General features: G+C 61.0%; 12 protein-coding genes and 1 pseudogene. 2 read left to right on the top strand and 11 right to left on the bottom strand.

Annotated elements, in window-relative coordinates:
- Positions 1 to 52: 52 nt before the first annotated feature.
- The 4 genes and pseudogenes from QMK54_RS05785 to QMK54_RS05770 all read right to left on the bottom strand — a co-directional run bounded on the left by QMK54_RS05785 (position 53) and on the right by QMK54_RS05770 (position 7069).
- Positions 53 to 334: a DUF6124 family protein gene (locus QMK54_RS05785; RefSeq protein WP_320402204.1), complete on the bottom strand. Its 282-nt coding sequence runs from the start codon at positions 332 to 334 to the stop codon at positions 53 to 55.
- An 805-nt stretch (positions 335 to 1139) separates the two neighbouring features.
- A pseudogene (locus QMK54_RS05780) lies at positions 1140 to 2199 on the bottom strand (IS110 family transposase).
- 697 nt (positions 2200 to 2896) lie between these two features.
- Complete coding sequence (locus QMK54_RS05775; RefSeq protein ID WP_110661958.1) at positions 2897 to 5962, bottom strand: efflux RND transporter permease subunit; 3066 nt, start codon at positions 5960 to 5962, stop codon at positions 2897 to 2899.
- A gap of 6 nt (positions 5963 to 5968) precedes the next feature.
- Complete coding sequence (locus tag QMK54_RS05770) at positions 5969 to 7069, bottom strand: efflux RND transporter periplasmic adaptor subunit (RefSeq protein WP_320402203.1); 1101 nt, start codon at positions 7067 to 7069, stop codon at positions 5969 to 5971.
- 93 nt (positions 7070 to 7162) lie between these two features.
- Between QMK54_RS05770 and QMK54_RS05765 the strand changes: the two genes are divergently transcribed.
- Positions 7163 to 7801 carry a TetR/AcrR family transcriptional regulator gene (locus QMK54_RS05765; RefSeq protein WP_320402202.1) on the top strand — a complete coding sequence of 213 codons (639 nt, stop codon included), beginning with the start codon at positions 7163 to 7165 and terminating at the stop codon, positions 7799 to 7801.
- Positions 7802 to 7932: 131 nt separating this feature from the next.
- On the opposite strand, the gene QMK54_RS05760 is transcribed toward QMK54_RS05765, so the two are convergent.
- Entirely contained in the window at positions 7933 to 8715 is a 783-nt protein-coding gene (locus QMK54_RS05760; protein WP_008019582.1) for a class I SAM-dependent methyltransferase, read from the bottom strand.
- Between the two features lie 93 nt (positions 8716 to 8808).
- Here QMK54_RS05760 and QMK54_RS05755 point away from each other — a divergent pair, with 93 nt between their 5' ends.
- Positions 8809 to 9429, top strand: a complete 621-nt coding sequence (locus tag QMK54_RS05755) for an energy transducer TonB (protein WP_110659716.1) — start codon at positions 8809 to 8811, stop codon at positions 9427 to 9429.
- A 3-nt stretch (positions 9430 to 9432) separates the two neighbouring features.
- On the opposite strand, the gene QMK54_RS05750 is transcribed toward QMK54_RS05755, so the two are convergent.
- The 6 genes from QMK54_RS05750 to ppc all read right to left on the bottom strand — a co-directional run bounded on the left by QMK54_RS05750 (position 9433) and on the right by ppc (position 15957).
- Positions 9433 to 10254, bottom strand: coding sequence for an isocitrate lyase/PEP mutase family protein (locus tag QMK54_RS05750; RefSeq protein ID WP_223595321.1), 822 nt, complete (start codon positions 10252 to 10254; stop codon positions 9433 to 9435).
- A gap of 34 nt (positions 10255 to 10288) precedes the next feature.
- Positions 10289 to 11149: a DUF72 domain-containing protein gene (locus QMK54_RS05745; protein ID WP_223595319.1), complete on the bottom strand. Its 861-nt coding sequence runs from the start codon at positions 11147 to 11149 to the stop codon at positions 10289 to 10291.
- On the bottom strand, positions 11149 to 11454 hold the full coding sequence (locus QMK54_RS05740) for a hypothetical protein (RefSeq protein ID WP_110659719.1): 306 nt from the start codon (positions 11452 to 11454) through the stop codon (positions 11149 to 11151). The genes QMK54_RS05745 and QMK54_RS05740 overlap by 1 nt, the downstream gene beginning before the upstream one ends.
- Before the next feature lie 168 nt (positions 11455 to 11622).
- The gene (gene tsaB, locus QMK54_RS05735) at positions 11623 to 12297 is read right to left on the bottom strand and encodes a tRNA (adenosine(37)-N6)-threonylcarbamoyltransferase complex dimerization subunit type 1 TsaB (RefSeq protein WP_223595317.1); all 675 of its coding nucleotides are present in this window, start codon (positions 12295 to 12297) and stop codon (positions 11623 to 11625) included.
- A gap of 93 nt (positions 12298 to 12390) precedes the next feature.
- Positions 12391 to 13038 carry an adenylate kinase gene (gene adk / locus QMK54_RS05730; protein WP_223595314.1) on the bottom strand — a complete coding sequence of 216 codons (648 nt, stop codon included), beginning with the start codon at positions 13036 to 13038 and terminating at the stop codon, positions 12391 to 12393.
- A 288-nt stretch (positions 13039 to 13326) separates the two neighbouring features.
- A complete protein-coding gene (gene ppc / locus QMK54_RS05725) occupies positions 13327 to 15957 on the bottom strand; it encodes a phosphoenolpyruvate carboxylase (protein ID WP_223595312.1) in 2631 nt (876 codons plus the stop codon).
- Positions 15958 to 16083: the final 126 nt, after the last annotated feature.

The raw sequence follows: 16083 nt of genomic DNA, 5'->3' as shown, positions 1-16083 counted from the left end.
GAACAATGGAGGCCCGCTGGTTGGTACAGGTTCAGCGGGCTTTTTCCTTTTACTATTGCTGCGGATCCAGCTGATCGAGGACGCGATTCACCGATAGCTGTGCCAGGACGATCATCTGCTGAATGCCGAGCGCCAGATTGCAGGTTGGGCCGGTCAGGATGGATGACAGTTCGGTTGCCATTACATTCGCAGAGGCAAGGGTTTCGTAGGCATGCACAAGGAGGGTTTCGGAATTGATGCCTGGGCGGATGGTGAAAATTGGGCAGGGGCGGTATGAAGTTCTCGTTTGCTTTCCGGATTCGGAAGTAGAGTCATCAGGACTGTCATTGATCATTGCGAAGCTCCCAAAGTAGGCGCCTAACGACTATTCGCGGGCTTGCAGTCCCGGTCGCTGCATTGGCAGCGACGGGCAAAGGCTAGAGATCGTGCTTCCGACGGGCAAGCTGAAAGTGTTGTGGGAATGGTCTGAATGGTTAGCATTGGCGATAAACATTTTTGACTGTTGGGCAGCCTTCGCGGGCAAGCCCGCTCCCACAGGGGATTGGGTACATCTGTGAGGAGTTGGTTGGCTGGCAGGCCGCCATCGCTGGCAAGCCGGCTCCTACAGTTGATCCGGGTATGCCTGCAAGAGATTGGTTGGCTGGCAGGCCGCCATCGCTGGCAAGCCAGCTCCTACAGTTGATCCGGGTATGCCTGCAAGAGATTGGTTGGCTGTGAGGCCGCTATTGCTGGCAAGCCAGCTCCTACAGGGGATTGGGTACATCTGTGAGGAATTGGTTGGCTGGCAGGCCGCCATCGCTAGCAAGCCAGCTCCTACAGTTGATCCGGGTATGCCTGCAAGAGATTGGTTGGCTGTGAGGCCGCCATCGCTGGCAAGCCAGCTCCTATGTATGGACTCGCCCCCACTGTCTACCCGCTTTTGAAAAACCGCTGCCCCGTTGCATCTATGTATTAGGCCTATTCGTGGAAGCCGTCTTCGGCTTCTGGCCAAAATTGGAAAAGCTCGTGGTATGCCGATTACAGTCAGGCCTCGAAGGCCAGTAGGAGCTTAGGCATCAATCCACGCCGGTCTTACCTGGGGTCAATTTTTTTCAGCAGAGGGTCAGACGGTTAGTACCTCGGTGGCAGAACTCTGTCGCTCAGTGGCCCATCGTCGCTGGCTGGCCATCACCCGCGTGGCGACGATAAGTCTGGTCATTCTGTAGAAGCACCCAGACGATTCGCAGGTTGCGGTTGGCTAGCCTGATCGCAGCCTCCTTACGGCCCAACCGGCTCATCCAGTGCAACAAGCGGCGGTCATCGGGTTGCTGGGAATCAGGTCGTAGTTGTTGCAGCACCGCATGGGCCCCCTGGATCATCAGGCTGCGTAAATAAGCATCACCGCGCTTGGTCATGCCCCCCAACCGGACCGTCTCCCCGCTGCTGTGCTGGTCAGGCACCATGCCAAAGTACGCGGCAAACTTGCGGGCATTGGGAAAGCGCTCAGGCTTGGTTTCCTTGGCCACCAGTGCCGTGGCAGTGACCGGGCCGATGCCGCGTACAGTCATTAGCCGCTTCGCCGTCATGTCAGCGTTGGCGGCCACTTCCAGGCGTCCCGTCAGTACGCTGATGCGCTCGCCCAAATGGCGCCACTCGGCCAACAGTTCGTCGATCAGCTCACGCAGCAGGCCCGGCACCGGCTGGGTGGCATCTTCCAGCACCCGCGGGATTTTCTGGCTGATCGCAACATCGCCCTGTGCCAAGGCTACGCCGTGCTCAAGCAGCAGGCCGCGCATCTGATTACTGAGGGCCGTGCGTCGACGCACATAGCCCTGGCGGGCGCGATGCAACGCCTGCATTGCCAGCGCCGCAACGCTTTTGACCGGTACTGCGCAGATTTTTTCATCGCGATTGGCCCGCAGAATCGCCAGCGCATCGTTGCGATCATTTTTAGGCCCGCTGCGATGTGTGGCCACCAAAACCGGCTGGAAGAATCCGCACCGGATTACCTTGCTCTTGCAGCTGCCGGGCCCAGGCCTGGGCACCCGGACCGGTCTCCATCAAAACCACGACATGCGCCGGCAACTGTCGGAGAAAATCATAAAACGCCTCGCGCGACTTGATCCGCTGCTCGTAGAGCACCTGGCCGAGGATATCTTCACCGGCGACCTGAAAGACCTGTTTGGCCAAGTCGACCGCCAAGGTTGTGCAGGCCGACAAATCGGAAGAAGACACGGATTGATCAAACGAACTATGATTTTTCATGGACTCGCCCTCGCTGTCGTTGGCTGTTTAGACTGCCACCGTGGCGCATTGACGCCTCGGCTTGGGCGAGTCCATCCAATTACAGGGGATTGGATACATCTGTGAGGAATTGGTTGGCTGGCAGGCCGCCATCGCTAGCAAGCCAGCTCCTACAGTTGATCCGGGTATGCCTGCAAGAGATTGGTTGGCTGTGAGGCCGCCATCGCGGGCAAGCCCGCTCCTACAGTTGATCCGGGTATGCCTGCAAGAGATTGGTCGGCTGGCAGGCCGCCTTCGCTGGCAAGCCAGCTCCTACAGTTGATCGGCGTACCCCCATGCTCTTCACCACTCATCAGGCCGAGCGTTAGCTCGCCTGCAGCTCTTGATCTTGATCCACCCGCCCCCTCGGGAGGCTGAGTGGAGGTGTTCATCCGGGGATGGGCGCGCAGCGCCGTTCGACGCAGTCGAACACGCTGCATGTAGGTCGAAGCGAAGCCGACCGGAGGGCAGTGTCCCCGGATGGATACCGGAGCGAAGGAACCCCGAGCCTCAGCGAGGGGCCGTACGCAAGGGGCGAGACCTTTTGGTTCCTTTTGGGGCGTTTGCCAAAAGGGACTCGCCGTAAGGGCGAAACCATAAGCCGCCGTTACCGAAGAAATGGATATACACCCGGTCAAACAGCCTCCTTCCTGACCCGAAACCAAGCCGCATACAGCGCAGGCAAAAACAGCAGCGTCAACGCAGTGGCCACAATCAACCCCCCCATGATCGCCACCGCCATCGGCCCAAAAAACACACTGCGCGACAACGGAATCATCGCCAAAACGGCGGCAAGTGCCGTCAACACAATCGGCCGAAACCGCCGCACCGTAGCCTCGATGATCGCCTGCCAAGGCTTCAACCCGGCCGCGATATCCTGCTCGATCTGATCCACCAGAATCACCGAGTTACGCATGATCATCCCGGACAACGCGATAGTCCCCAGCATCGCGACAAACCCGAACGGCTGACGGAACACCAACAAAAACAACGTCACCCCAATCAGCCCAAGCGGCGCCGTCAGAAACACCATCGCCGTACGCGAAAAACTTCGCAGCTGCAGCATCAGCAAGGTCAACACCACCACGATGAACAACGGCACCCCGGCCTTCACCGAGTTCTGCCCGCGCGCCGAGTCTTCCACCGTGCCGCCGACATCCAACAAGTAGCCATCCGGCAATTCAGCGCGGATCGGATCGAGGGTCGGCATGATCTGCTGCACCAGCGTCGCCGGTTGCTGCTTGTCATAGATGTCGGCACGCACCGTCACGTTGGGCAGGCGATTGCGGTGCCAGATGATGCCCTCTTCAAAGCCGTACTCCAGGGTCGCGATCTGCGACAGCGCGACGCTGCGACCGTTATCGGTCGGCACCGCCAGGCTCGGCAACAACGACAGCTCGGTGCGCTCATGCAAGGTGCCGCGCAGCAGGATCTCGATCAACTCGTTGTCTTCACGGTATTGGCTGACGCTGGAACCGGTCAGGGAGCTTTGCAGGAACTTCGACAGGTTCGCCGTGCTCACGCCCAAGGCCCGCGCGCGGTCCTGATCGATGTTCAGGTACACCACCTTGCTCGGTTCTTCCCAATCCAGGTGGACGTTGACCACGTGCGGGTTCTCGCGAACCTTGGCCGCGACCTTGCGCGCCAGCGCCCGGACCTCCTCGATGTGCTCACCCGTCACGCGAAACTGCACCGGGTAGCCAACCGGCGGACCGTTTTCCAGACGCGTGACCCGCGAGCGCAGCGCCGGGAACTGCTCGTTGAGGGTGGCGATCAACCAGGTGCGCAGGGCTTCGCGCTCCTCGATGGTTTTCGCCAGGACGACAAACTGGGCGAAGCTCGCCGCCGGCAGTTGCTGATCCAGTGGCAAGTAGAAGCGCGGCGAACCGGTACCGACGTAAGCCACGTAATTGTCGATCCCGGCCTTGTCCTTGAGCAGCGCTTCGAGGCGTTTGACCTCATCGGCGGTGTTGCTCAGCGAAGCGCCTTCGGCCAGTTTCAGGTCGACCATCAACTCCAGGCGACCCGATGCCGGGAAGAACTGCTGCGGGACAAACTTGAACAGCACGATAGAGGCGATGAACAACACCACGGTTGCCGCGATCACGGTTTTGCGCCAGCGCACGCACCACTCCACCAGGCGCCGGACGCGCTGGTAAAACGGCGTGCCATACGGATCGGGCTGGCCGGCACCGTGCTTGGCCGCGTGAATTTTCGCCAGGTCCGGCAGGAGTTTTTCCCCGAGATACGGTACGAAAACCACCGCGGCCACCCACGATGCCAGTAGCGCGATGGTGACCACCTCGAAGATCGAACGGGTGTATTCGCCGGTGCCCGATTGCGCCGTGGCAATCGGCAGGAAGCCGGCCGCGGTGATCAGCGTACCGGTGAGCATCGGGAACGCGGTGCTGGTCCAGGCATAACTCGCGGCTTTGACCCGGTCGAAACCCTGCTCCATTTTGATCGCCATCATTTCCACGGCGATGATCGCGTCGTCCACCAGCAAGCCCAGCGCCAGAACCAAAGCGCCGAGTGAAATCTTGTGCAGGCCGATGCCCAGGTAATACATGCTGGCAAACGTCATCGCCAGCACCAGCGGGATCGCCAGCGCCACCACCATGCCGGTGCGCACGCCGAGGGAGAAGAAGCTCACCAGCAACACGATGGCCAGCGCCTCGACCAGCACTTGCACGAACTCGCCAACGCCTGTTTTCACCGCAGCCGGCTGGTCGGAGACTTTGCGCAGCTCCATACCGGCCGGGAGGTTTTTCTGGATGCGGGCGAATTCGACTTCCAGCGCCTTGCCCAGCACCAGAATGTCACCGCCGTCCTTCATCGCCACCGCCAGGCCGATGGCGTCCTGCGCCATGAAGCGCATGCGCGGCGCCGGTGGGTCATTGAAACCACGGCGCACATCGGCCACATCGGAGATGCGGAAAGTGCGATCACCGACACGAATCGGGAAGTTCTTGATCTCGTCGACCGTCTGAAAATTCCCCGTCACCCGTAGCTGCAATCGCTCGCTGCTGGTTTCGAAGAAGCCTGCCGTGGACACCGCGTTCTGTTCTTCAAGGGCTTGCTGGACAGCCGCCAGCGGCAAGCCGAGGGTGGCGAGCTTGACGTTGGAGAGTTCGATCCAGATTTTCTCGTCCTGCAACCCCAGCAGCTCGACCTTGCCCACATCCTTGACCCGTTGCAGCTGGATCTGGATGCGGTCGGCGTAATCCTTGAGCACGGCGTAGTCGAAACCAGAGCCGGTCAGGGCATAGATGTTGCCGAAGGTGGTGCCGAATTCATCGTTGAAGAACGGCCCCTGGATCCCCGGCGGCAGGGTATGGCGGATGTCGCTGATCTTCTTGCGCACCTGATACCAGAGCTCCGGGATCTCTGCCGAGTGCATGGAATCACGCGCAATGAAGGTGACCTGGGATTCCCCGGGTCGCGAGAACGACATAATGCGTTCGTACTCGCCGGTTTCCATCAGCTTTTTTTCGATGCGTTCGGTGACCTGGCGCGAGACTTCCTCGGCGGTCGCACCCGGCCAGTTGGTGCGAATCACCATGGCCTTGAAGGTGAACGGCGGGTCTTCGCTCTGGCCGAGCTTGGTGTAGGAAATTGCGCCGACGATGGCCAGTAACAGCATCAGGAACAGGACGATCTGGCGATTACGCAGCGCCCATTCGGAAACGTTGAAGCGCATCGGGGCTTACTCCTTGTCCGCCAGATTGACCACGCGATTGGAGCGATCCACCGGGCGCACCTGCTGCCCTTCGAGTAGCACATGAACGCCGGCGGCCACTACCCAGTCGCTGGCGTTGAGTCCCTCAAGCACCGGTACGGTTTTCTCGCCGAAAGCACCGACGCGTACCGGGGTCTTTTTCAAGGTGTTGTTGGCGCTGACGACCCAGACATAGGTCACGCCGTTTTCCGCCGTTAGCGCTGAGAGCGGAACGGACAGAGGCACCATATCGGCGGCCTGCACGAACACCCGGGCACTCTGGCCCAGTTCGACAGGCACTGTGCCGGCGTTGAAGGCGATACGCGCCGCGAAGGTACGCGACTTGGGGTCGGCTGACGGCGACAGTTCACGGATGCGCCCTTCGAAACGCTGGTTGGGCTGGGTCCAGAGCTCCACCGCCACCGGCCCACCGACCTTGAAACGACCGAAATTCTGCTCCGGCAGACTGATCAACACTTCACGCGCGCCATCGGTCGCCAGGGTGAACACCGTTTGCCCGGCGGCCACGACCTGCCCGACCTCCACCAGACGCTTGGCCACGACGCCGTCCTGCGGCGCACGCAACACGGCATAGCTGGCCTGGTTATTGGAGACGTTGAACTCGGCTTTTATTTGCTTGAGGCGCGCTTCACCGGAACGGTAAAGGTTTTCGTGGTTGTCGTATTGCGAACGGCTGACCAGCTGACGTTCCATGAGGGTTTTATAGCGATCACGCTCGGCACGCACCATGCTCAAATTGGCTTCAGCGGCGGCGACCTGGGCGCGAGTGGCCTCCAGTTGCAGGCGCACGTCCTGCGGATCGAGCTCCGCCAAGGGTTGATCGGCCTTGACCCGCTGCCCCTCATCCACCAGTCGTCGGCTGACTTTACCGCCGATGCGGAACGCCAGGTCCGGCTCATAACGTGCACGAACTTCACCGGGATAGCTTTCCATGGACTGCGCCGAAGGCTCTGGCTGAACCACCATGGCCGGGCGCACGCTGGCTTGCGGCACCTCTTCGTGACCACACGCAGACAATAAAAAAGCCAGGGTGACTGGCAACGCGAGGGGCAAGGCATAGCGGAACATGGTGAAGGACCTTTCGCTAATGGTGCTTTGAATAATTATACTGAGCAGTATGTTATTAATACCAAACTCACCAGTCCAGTAATAAAAACGAATATGCCAAACTATCCTTCAGCACCTAATGGCCCAGGCAGACCCAAGGATCTGGTCAAGCGCCAGGCGATCCTCGATGCGGCGAAAACGCTGTTTCTGAGTAAGGGTTATGCCAATACCAGCATGGATGCCGTCGCGGCCGAGGCCGGTGTGTCGAAGTTGACGGTCTACAGCCACTTCAACGACAAGGAGACGCTGTTCTCCGCGGCCGTGATGGCCAAGTGCGAGGAGCAGTTGCCGCCGCTGTTCTTCGAATTGCCGGAAGGCGTGGCGGTGGAAACCGTGCTGCTGAACATCGCGCGCGGTTTTCATCACCTGATCAACAGTGATGAATCAGTGAACTTGCACCGCTTGATGATGACCCTGGGCAGCCAGGACCCTAAGCTGTCGCAGATATTCTTCGAAGCCGGGCCGGAGCGCATGCTGCATGGCATGGAACGCCTGCTGAGCAAGATCGATGAAAGCGGCGTGCTGCACATCGACAAACCGCACAACGCGGCCGAGCACTTCTTTTGCCTGCTCAAGGGCGCAGGGAATTTTCGCTTGCTGTATGGCTGCGGCGAGCCGCCGGTGGGCGAGGCGGCGGAGAGCCATGTGCGGGAAGTGGTGGGGTTGTTCATGCGGGCTTATCGGCCGGAATGAGGCAGATGAGTTTGTGGCGATTGGGCGGGCGTATTCGCGAGCAAGCCCGCTCCCACAGGTGACCCGGTTCCGTCAGGCAGAACGCGGTCAAATGTGGGAGCGGGCTTGCTCGCGAAGCAGGCGACCCGGTCTTAAGGCTTGAGCGCCTTCTTCGGATAAATGTCATACCGACTGGACTTGCCATCCAGCGCATGACTCGGCTTCGGCCCTTCGATGCAAGGCGCCTTGCGCGGACGCTTGACCACCACCCGGTGGCTGGCCAGGGCCAAGGCGGCTTCGAGCAGTGCCGGCGCATCCGGGTCATCGCCCACCAGCGGTCGGAACAGGCGCATCTCTTTCTTCACCAGCGCGGTTTTCTCGCGATGCGGGAACATCGGGTCAAGGTAGATCACCTGCGGCGGCTCGCCCTCCCAATTGCGCATGACCTCGATCGAGTTGCCCTTGAGCAAGCGCATGCGCGCCACGATCGGCGCCACGTCGAAATCTTCCGCGCCACGGGCCAGGCCATCCTCCAGCAAGGCGCCGATCAGCGGTTGACGCTCGATCAGGCTCATCTCGCAACCGAGACTGGCCAGCACGAACGCATCCTTGCCCAGCCCTGCCGTGGCATCCAGTACTCGCGGGCGCACGCCTTGGGCGACGCCAACAGCCTTGGCGATCATCTGCCCGCTGCCACCGCCGTACAACCGGCGATGGGCCGCACCGCCCTCGACGAAGTCTACCCGCACCGGCCCCGGTGCATCCGGCCCCAGCTGCTGCAACTGCAAGCCCTGGTCGCCCACCTGCAGGGCAAACTCGCCGTCCGCCACTTGCATCGGCAAGCCCAGGCGCTCGGCCCATTGCTCGGCTTGTGGTTCGAAAGCCGCGTCCAGGGCCTGGACATGGATACGGCAGGCCGCAGGTTGATCAATCATCGGAAAACACGCTCAAAAAATTAATGATCGGCAAAAACTGCCGATAACAAAACTATCGAGCATTTTGCCAGAGCTGAGCGTCGACCGAGAGAAATGTCAGACATTCAACCCACAATCACAGGTTTTATCTCGCCCTACGGCGACTACAACCTGCGAAACACCCAGGCACTGAGCGGCGTCAGCCACATCTGGCAGGATTTCTTTGCCCGAGCGCTGGCCGAACAGTCGGGTGAAGTGCTACCTGAATCTCTGAATTTTCCACCGGTCGACCTCGAAAGCCCGGTTGAACCCACTGTCGGCAGCGACCTGCTGGCCCACATCGTGTCCCAGCGCGAATGCGACGTGAAGGACAACGAAGTCCGCCCACCCGAGCCGCTGTTCCTGCCGATTGCCGAATTCGAAATGGACCTGGCCGACAAGCCGTTCCCACCGTTCCCGGCGGACGAAATCGTCGCCCAGCAAAAGCAGCAGGACTTCGAAAGCGGCTGGGTTCGCCCGATCGTATTGAACGCCGGTCAGCCGGTGCCAGAAGCTGGCCCTGCCCCGCAACCGCGTTCGCTGCACCTGCCCATCGCCGAGTTCGAACTCGACCTGCTCGACAAGCCGTTCCCGCCGTTCTCGCCGCAAGAGCTGGTGGCGCAGCAGAAACAGCTCGATTTCGATAACGGCTGGGCACGCCCGATCATCCTGCAAAACCTGCGTATCGCCGCCTGATCCTCAGCCTTTGAAGAACTGATTGGCCTTCTGGTACGGCATCGAACGGGAAGTGAAACCAAACGTGCCCGATGTCTGGATTTCCTCGGCGGCGCGGAAGAATTCACCATAGGCCGCCAATGCCAGCGCCGAACCGACGCTGATACGTTTGACCCCCATTTCCCCCAACTGCGCGACCGTCAGCTTCAAGCCGCCCGACATCAACACATTCACCGGTTTTGGCGCCACGGCGCGCACCACCGCCAGCACATCCTCGGCGCTACGCAGACCCGGTGCATAGAGCACATCGGCACCGGCTTCGGCGAATGCCTGCAAACGGCGGATGGTGTCGTCCAGATCGGGATTGCCGTGCAGGAAGTTTTCCGCACGGGCAGTCAACGTAAAGTCGAACGGCAAACTGCGAGCGGCAGCCACAGCGGCTTCAATGCGCGCCACAGCGTGCTCGAAACAATAGATAGGGCCTTCTTCGCGGCCGGTGGCATCTTCAATCGAACCACCGACGGCCCCGGCCTCGGCTGCGCGCAAGATGCTTTTGGCGCAATCAGCCGGGTTGTCGGCAAAGCCGTTTTCCAGGTCGACTGCAACCGGCAAGTCGGTGGCGGCGACAATCGCCTTGACGTTCAACAGGGTGTCGTCGAGGGTCAATCCGCCATCGGCGCGGCCCAGGGAAAAGGCATAACCGGCACTGGTGGTCGCCAGCGCCTCGAAGCCAAGGCTGGCGAGCATTTTCGCCGAGCCGGCATCCCACGGATTGGGAATCACAAAAGCCCCCGGGCGTTCGTGAAGGGCTTTGAACGCCTGGGCTCGAAGGGTTTGCGCATCCATTTGGCAGGCTCCTGAAGAGGGGAAAGAATCCGCCTCAGAGCAGGCCAAGTTGCTCGGCGACGGGTTCTCTGTATAGCTCAGGCAGCGCCGGCAAGCCAGGCAAACGCAGCATCAGCCGGGCGTGAAAGCGCTGCGCCAGTTTTGCCGCCAGCAGGTTGTCGGCCGTGTGCAGGAAGATGTACGGCGTGCGGCCTTCTTCGATCCACAGGGCGATTTTTTCGACCCAGGGTTCCAGGAACCTGTCGTTGGCCTCAAGCGTCGGATGGCCGATAAAACGCACCTGCGGAAAAGACGTAAAGGCCGTTGGACGCGGTGGCACACGGGGTTTCTTTGCTTGGGCGTGGAGCACCGAGGGCTCGGTCGAGGTGCAACTGAACAACGCCCGGGAATCGAGACAGATGCGTTCGACTCCGCGATCGAGCAGCAAACGATTGAGCATTCGCTCGCTGTCACCCTTGGCGAAAAACTCGTCATGCCGCACTTCCACGGCCAGCGGCCGCTGCAGGGCATCGATGAATCCGGCCAGTTCGGGCAAGCGTTGCGGCGTGAAGCTTTTCGACAGCTGCAACCACAACGGCGACACTCGCTCGCCGAGCGGGCTGAGCAATTGCAGGAAGGTTTCGGCGGCGGTCAGTTGCTCGCGCAGATCGCCACCGTGGCTGATCTCACCGGGAAACTTGGCAGTGAAGCGAAAGTGTTCGGGCATGGTCTCGGCCCAACGCTGCACAGTGCTGGCAGCCGGGCTCGCGTAGAAGGTCGTGTTGCCTTCCACGGCATTGAAAACCTGGGAATAGAGAGCAAGAAAATCGGCAGTCCTGGCGTCCGGCGGATACAGGTAATCACGCCAGGCGTTTTCGCTCCACGAAGGACAACCAAGGTAATACGGCAGCAACATCAGATGTACAGGTCGAGACCCAGCACATCCGCTTCCCAGTCGACGAAACCGGCGGTGCTCAGGTAGCTGGCCAGGGCCATCGCCACACTTTTGCTCATGGCACGGTGGTAAAGCATGTCTTGTTGGCGGGCGGGAAGGTTGCTCAGTTTTTGCGCAGAGGCTTTGGCGGCGCGGGCAGCCAGCTGCTCTTCAGTCGGGAATTCCAGCTCGCCTTCGATATCAATGGCGTCGTCTTCCACCACTCGGCCTTTGCTTGGCTTGCGCTTGATGGAGTAGGACTGAGAGGAAACGCCGTCTATACGCATAGGTGCATGCTCGGAATCAGTGATGGCAGTTTAGTGGCGCAATACCCACTTCGCAAACCGCCGAGTGATAACTAGAACACATAAAAGGCAAAAGGTTTAAAAGCTGGGGTTAGAAACTGATGATTGGCAGAATTAGAGCAGAACACTATCCCACAGGTACTGCGTGAATCAACGCGCTTTAGGCGTCGCCACTTTATCGCGCAGATAAACCGGCTGCGCCTCGTCGGCCACGATCGCCTCGCCGCGTTCCCAGGCAAATCGCGCCAGGGTCAGCAGGTCTTCTGCGTGGGGCAACATGCCCGCGTCCTGCCCGCTCAGGCTGACGGCGATGCGCTCGCCATAACCCCACCCGGTGCCCGCGCCAAACCATTCACCACTGGCATCGGCCGGCAATGCAGCCGACTCCGGCGGCAATACCGCTTCCGCACCCACCAGACGCATCTCCCCAGCCGTTTCGCGGTAGCACCCCCAATACACTTCGTCCATCCGCGCGTCGATGGCCGCGGCGACCTGAGTGGCACCGTGTTCGCGCAGCGCACGTTGCGCCAGCACGGCCAGGTTCGATACCGGCAGCACCGGGCGCTCCAGGGCAAACGCCAGGCCTTGCACCACGCCGATGGCAATGCGCACGCCGGTGAAGGCCCCCGGGCCACGGCCGAACGCAATGGCATCGACCGCTTGCAGTGTGGTGCCAGCATCGGCCAGCAGTTGCTTGATCATCGGCAACAGCTTCTGCGCGTGCAGGCGCGGGATCACCTCGTAATGACTCGTGACCTTGCCGTCATGCAGCAAGGCAACGGAGCAAGCTTCAGTCGCGGTGTCCAGGGCCAGCAAGGTGCTCATTGATGTTTCCGTAAAAGAGGTCAGAAAAAGTGCGTCAGTATAAACAACAACGGCCCGCAAGCGGGCCGTGGATGATGCAGCGAATCAGGTTTTTCAGCTCAGGGCTGCAAGCACCTTGGCGGTGATCGCTTCAACCGAACCGACGCCTTCGATATGGCTGTACTTCGGCTTGCCGTTGGCAGCCGACAGCTTCTGGTAGAAATCCACCAGCGGCTTGGTCTGGGAATGGTAGACCGACAGGCGATGACGCACGGTTTCTTCGGTGTCGTCCTTGCGCTGTACCAGATCTTCACCGGTGACATCGTCTACGCCAGCAACTTTCGGCGGGTTGTAGACGATGTGGTACACGCGGCCGCTGGCCTCGTGAACACGGCGACCGGCGATACGCTGGACGATTTCTTCGTCTTCGACGGCGATTTCAACCACTGCATCGAGCTCGACGCCGGCAGTCACCAGGGCTTCAGCCTGGGGAATGGTGCGCGGGAAGCCGTCGAACAGGAAACCGTTGGCGCAGTCGGACTGGGCGATACGGTCCTTGACCAGTGCGATGATCAGGTCATCGGACACCAGGCCGCCGGCATCCATGATGCTCTTGGCCTTGATGCCCAGCTCGGTGCCGGCCTTGACCGCTGCACGCAGCATGTCACCGGTGGAGATTTGCGGAATGCCGAATTTTTCGGTGATGAACTTAGCCTGAGTACCTTTACCGGCCCCGGGAGCTCCCAGCAGAATGACGCGCATCGATGTGCTCCTCAATTTTTTATATAGATAACGTCAGATTCGCCTCGTGGGGCCAATCTCAAAAATAGGGTCGTGACCGCCCAAACGGCCAAAGGCTGATCAAGATACACAGCAGGCTGCGCCCACACAAGACGCCGAAAGTCGGAGAAACCGCTGCCTCTTGCGACCTTTGCGCACAGTTTCCCAAGTCGCAACCCCATCATTAACTGTCGCCTGGCTGCACTTTTATGCTCGCCATCGGCTGGCATCCGGCCGTAGAGCCGGACGCCCAATGCCACGGTAAAAACCTTAGCCGGTGTTACGCAAACCGGCGGCAATCCCCGCCACAGACACCAGCAAGGCCTGTTCTACCGGGCTGCCCTGCGCCACGTCCTGTACTCTTGAACGGGCCAGCAACTCGGCCTGCAATAGATGAAGAGGGTCGAGGTAAGTGTTGCGCAAGCGGATGAACTCAAGGGTCGCTGGGCTATGTGCCAGCAGCTGCGACTGCCCGGTCAGGCCGAGAACGATGGTGCACGCCTGCGACAATAGGTCGCGTAAGTGCGCACCCAATGGCAGCAGATTCGGCTCTACCAGACGCTCATCGTAGGACCGCGCAATGTCGGCATCGGCCTTGGCCAGGACCATTTCCAGCATGTCGATGCGGGTGCGGAAGAATGGCCACTGCTCACGCATCTGCCCCAGCAGCTCCCCTTCGCCACGCTCCAGCGCCTTGCTCAAGGCCGCCTCCCAACCCAGCCAGGCGGGCAACATCAGGCGCGTTTGGGTCCAGCCGAAGATCCACGGAATCGCCCGCAGGCTTTCGATTCCTCCGGCCCGACGCTTGGCCGGACGACTGCCCAGCGGCAAGCGCCCGAGCTCCTGCTCCGGCGTCGACTGACGGAAATACTCCACGAATTGGGGGTTCTCCCGCACCACGGCGCGGTAGGCGCTGACACCGTCCGCGGCCAGTTCGTCCATCAAATGGCGCCACTCAGGCGTGGGTGGTGGTGGCGGCAGCAAGGTCGCCTCAAGCACGGCGGCCAGGTACAGGTTGAGGTTTTGCTCGGCAATGTCCGGCAGGCCGAATTTGAAGCGAATCATTTCGCCCTGTTCGGTGGTACGGAAACGCCCCGCCACCGAACCCGGTGGCTGCGACAGGATCGCCGCGTGGGCCGGACCGCCGCCACGTCCCACGGTGCCACCGCGACCGTGGAACAACAGCAGCTCCACTTGTTGTTCACGGCAGATGTCCACCAGTCGCTCCTGCGCCCGGTACTGCGCCCAGGCCGCCGCAGTGGTGCCGGCGTCCTTGGCCGAGTCGGAGTAGCCGATCATCACTTCCTGCGGCCCTTGCAGGCGCGCGCGATAACCCGGCAACAGCAACAGTTTCTCGATCACCGGACCCGCGTTGTCGAGGTCGGCCAGGGTTTCGAACAGCGGCACCACGCGCATCGGTCGCAATACACCGGACTCTTTGAGCAGCAATTGCACGGCGAGTACATCGGAAGCCGCGCCGGCCATGGAAATCACGTAGGAACCGAGGGATGCCCCCGGTGCAGCGGCGATTTCCCGACAGGTCGCCAGCACTTCGGCGGTGTCGGCGGATGGCTTGAAGTACGCCGGCAACAAGGGACGACGATTGCTCAATTCACGCATCAGGAAGGCGATGCGCTCTTCTTCACTCCAGTCCTCGTAGCGACCGAGGCCAAGGTAGTCGGTGATTTCGGTCATCGCCGCGGTGTGCCGCGACGAATCCTGGCGCACATCCAGACGCACCAGGAACAGGCCGAAGGTCACCGCACGGCGCAGGCAATCGAGCAACGGCCCGTCGGCAATCACACCCATGCCGCACTCGTGCAACGAGTGGTAGCAAAGCTCCAGCGGATCGAGCAGTTCGCGATTGTTTTGCAGTACATCGCTCGGTGCCGGGATCGACGTCGACAAGGCGGCGTGTGCCCAGTTGCGTGTCGCCCGCAGGCGTTCGCGCAGCTGTTTGAGCACGGCCCGGTAAGGCTCGGCACTGTCGCCAGCCTTGGCCTTCAGTTCATCGCTGGCTTGCTGCATCGACAGCTCAGCCGCCAGGTGATCGACATCGCGCAGGTACAAATCAGCCGCCATCCAGCGCGCCAACAGCAGCACTTCACGGGTAACCGCCGCCGTCACGTTCGGGTTGCCGTCGCGGTCACCGCCCATCCACGAGGCAAAGCGAATCGGCGCCGCCTCCAGTGGCAGGCGCAGGCCGGTGGCGTCGTGCAGGGCCTGGTCGGCCTTGCGCAGGTAATTGGGAATGGCCTGCCACAGCGAATGCTCGATCACCGCGAAACCCCACTTGGCTTCATCCACCGGTGTCGGACGCGTGCGGCGGATTTCTTCGGTGTGCCAGGCCTCAGCGATCAGGCGCTGCAAGGTGGTCTTGATCTGCTCGCGCTCGGCGCTGGTCAGGTCGCGGTGATCCAGGGCCGCCAGTTGCGCGGCGATGGCGTCGTACTTCTGGATCAGTGTGCGGCGTGCCACTTCGGTCGGGTGCGCGGTCAATACCAACTCGATCTCCAGCCGGCCCAGTTGCCGGGCCAGCGCCTCGGCGCCATGCCCCTCGGCGCGCAGGCGCGCGAGCAACTCCGGCAGCACCCTGGCCTCGAACGGCGCCTCCTGGGATTCCTCGCGACGGTGAATCAACTGGTATTGCTCGGCGATGTTGGCCAGGTTGAGAAACTGGTTGAACGCCCGCGCCACCGGCAGCAATTCGTCTTCGGACAACTGATTGAGGCTGGCGCTGAGTTCGGCGTCCATGGAACCGCGCCGGTCAGCCTTGGCGCCCTTGCGGATCTGCTCGATCTTGTCGAGGAAATCGTCGCCATATTGTTCACGAATGGTATTGCCCAACAGCTCACCCAGCAGGTGAACGTCCTCGCGCAAGCGTGCATCAATATCAGTCATCAGCAGGTCTCCAGCAAAAAATCCGGGCGGCTACGAACCTAGAGAGTGCCGCCCCAGACCGGTTCTTACAAGCAAGACGACGAAGGGCCTGTAAACCTTGCCTGTAGAAGCTAGTCTGAAGAGAAG

It is taken from the genome of Pseudomonas sp. P5_109 (genome assembly GCF_034009455.1).
In the GTDB taxonomy this organism is placed as follows: Bacteria; Pseudomonadota; Gammaproteobacteria; order Pseudomonadales; family Pseudomonadaceae; genus Aquipseudomonas.
The sequence above is the reverse complement of the archived record's forward strand: the minus strand, read 5'-3'. Positions and strand labels throughout refer to the sequence as shown.

What these genes read in the sequence shown, in the direction of transcription:
- QMK54_RS05785 (WP_320402204.1), bottom strand. Translation starts at nt 334, where the DNA reads ATGATCAATGACAGTCCTGATGACTCTACTTCCGAATCCGGAAAGCAA.
- QMK54_RS05775 (WP_110661958.1), bottom strand. Translation starts at nt 5,962, where the DNA reads ATGCGCTTCAACGTTTCCGAATGGGCGCTGCGTAATCGCCAGATCGTC.
- QMK54_RS05770 (WP_320402203.1), bottom strand. Translation starts at nt 7,069, where the DNA reads ATGTTCCGCTATGCCTTGCCCCTCGCGTTGCCAGTCACCCTGGCTTTT.
- QMK54_RS05765 (WP_320402202.1), top strand. Translation starts at nt 7,163, where the DNA reads ATGCCAAACTATCCTTCAGCACCTAATGGCCCAGGCAGACCCAAGGAT.
- QMK54_RS05760 (WP_008019582.1), bottom strand. Translation starts at nt 8,715, where the DNA reads ATGATTGATCAACCTGCGGCCTGCCGTATCCATGTCCAGGCCCTGGAC.
- QMK54_RS05755 (WP_110659716.1), top strand. Translation starts at nt 8,809, where the DNA reads ATGTCAGACATTCAACCCACAATCACAGGTTTTATCTCGCCCTACGGC.
- QMK54_RS05750 (WP_223595321.1), bottom strand. Translation starts at nt 10,254, where the DNA reads ATGGATGCGCAAACCCTTCGAGCCCAGGCGTTCAAAGCCCTTCACGAA.
- QMK54_RS05745 (WP_223595319.1), bottom strand. Translation starts at nt 11,149, where the DNA reads ATGTTGCTGCCGTATTACCTTGGTTGTCCTTCGTGGAGCGAAAACGCC.
- QMK54_RS05740 (WP_110659719.1), bottom strand. Translation starts at nt 11,454, where the DNA reads ATGCGTATAGACGGCGTTTCCTCTCAGTCCTACTCCATCAAGCGCAAG.
- tsaB (WP_223595317.1), bottom strand. Translation starts at nt 12,297, where the DNA reads ATGAGCACCTTGCTGGCCCTGGACACCGCGACTGAAGCTTGCTCCGTT.
- adk (WP_223595314.1), bottom strand. Translation starts at nt 13,038, where the DNA reads ATGCGCGTCATTCTGCTGGGAGCTCCCGGGGCCGGTAAAGGTACTCAG.
- ppc (WP_223595312.1), bottom strand. Translation starts at nt 15,957, where the DNA reads ATGACTGATATTGATGCACGCTTGCGCGAGGACGTTCACCTGCTGGGT.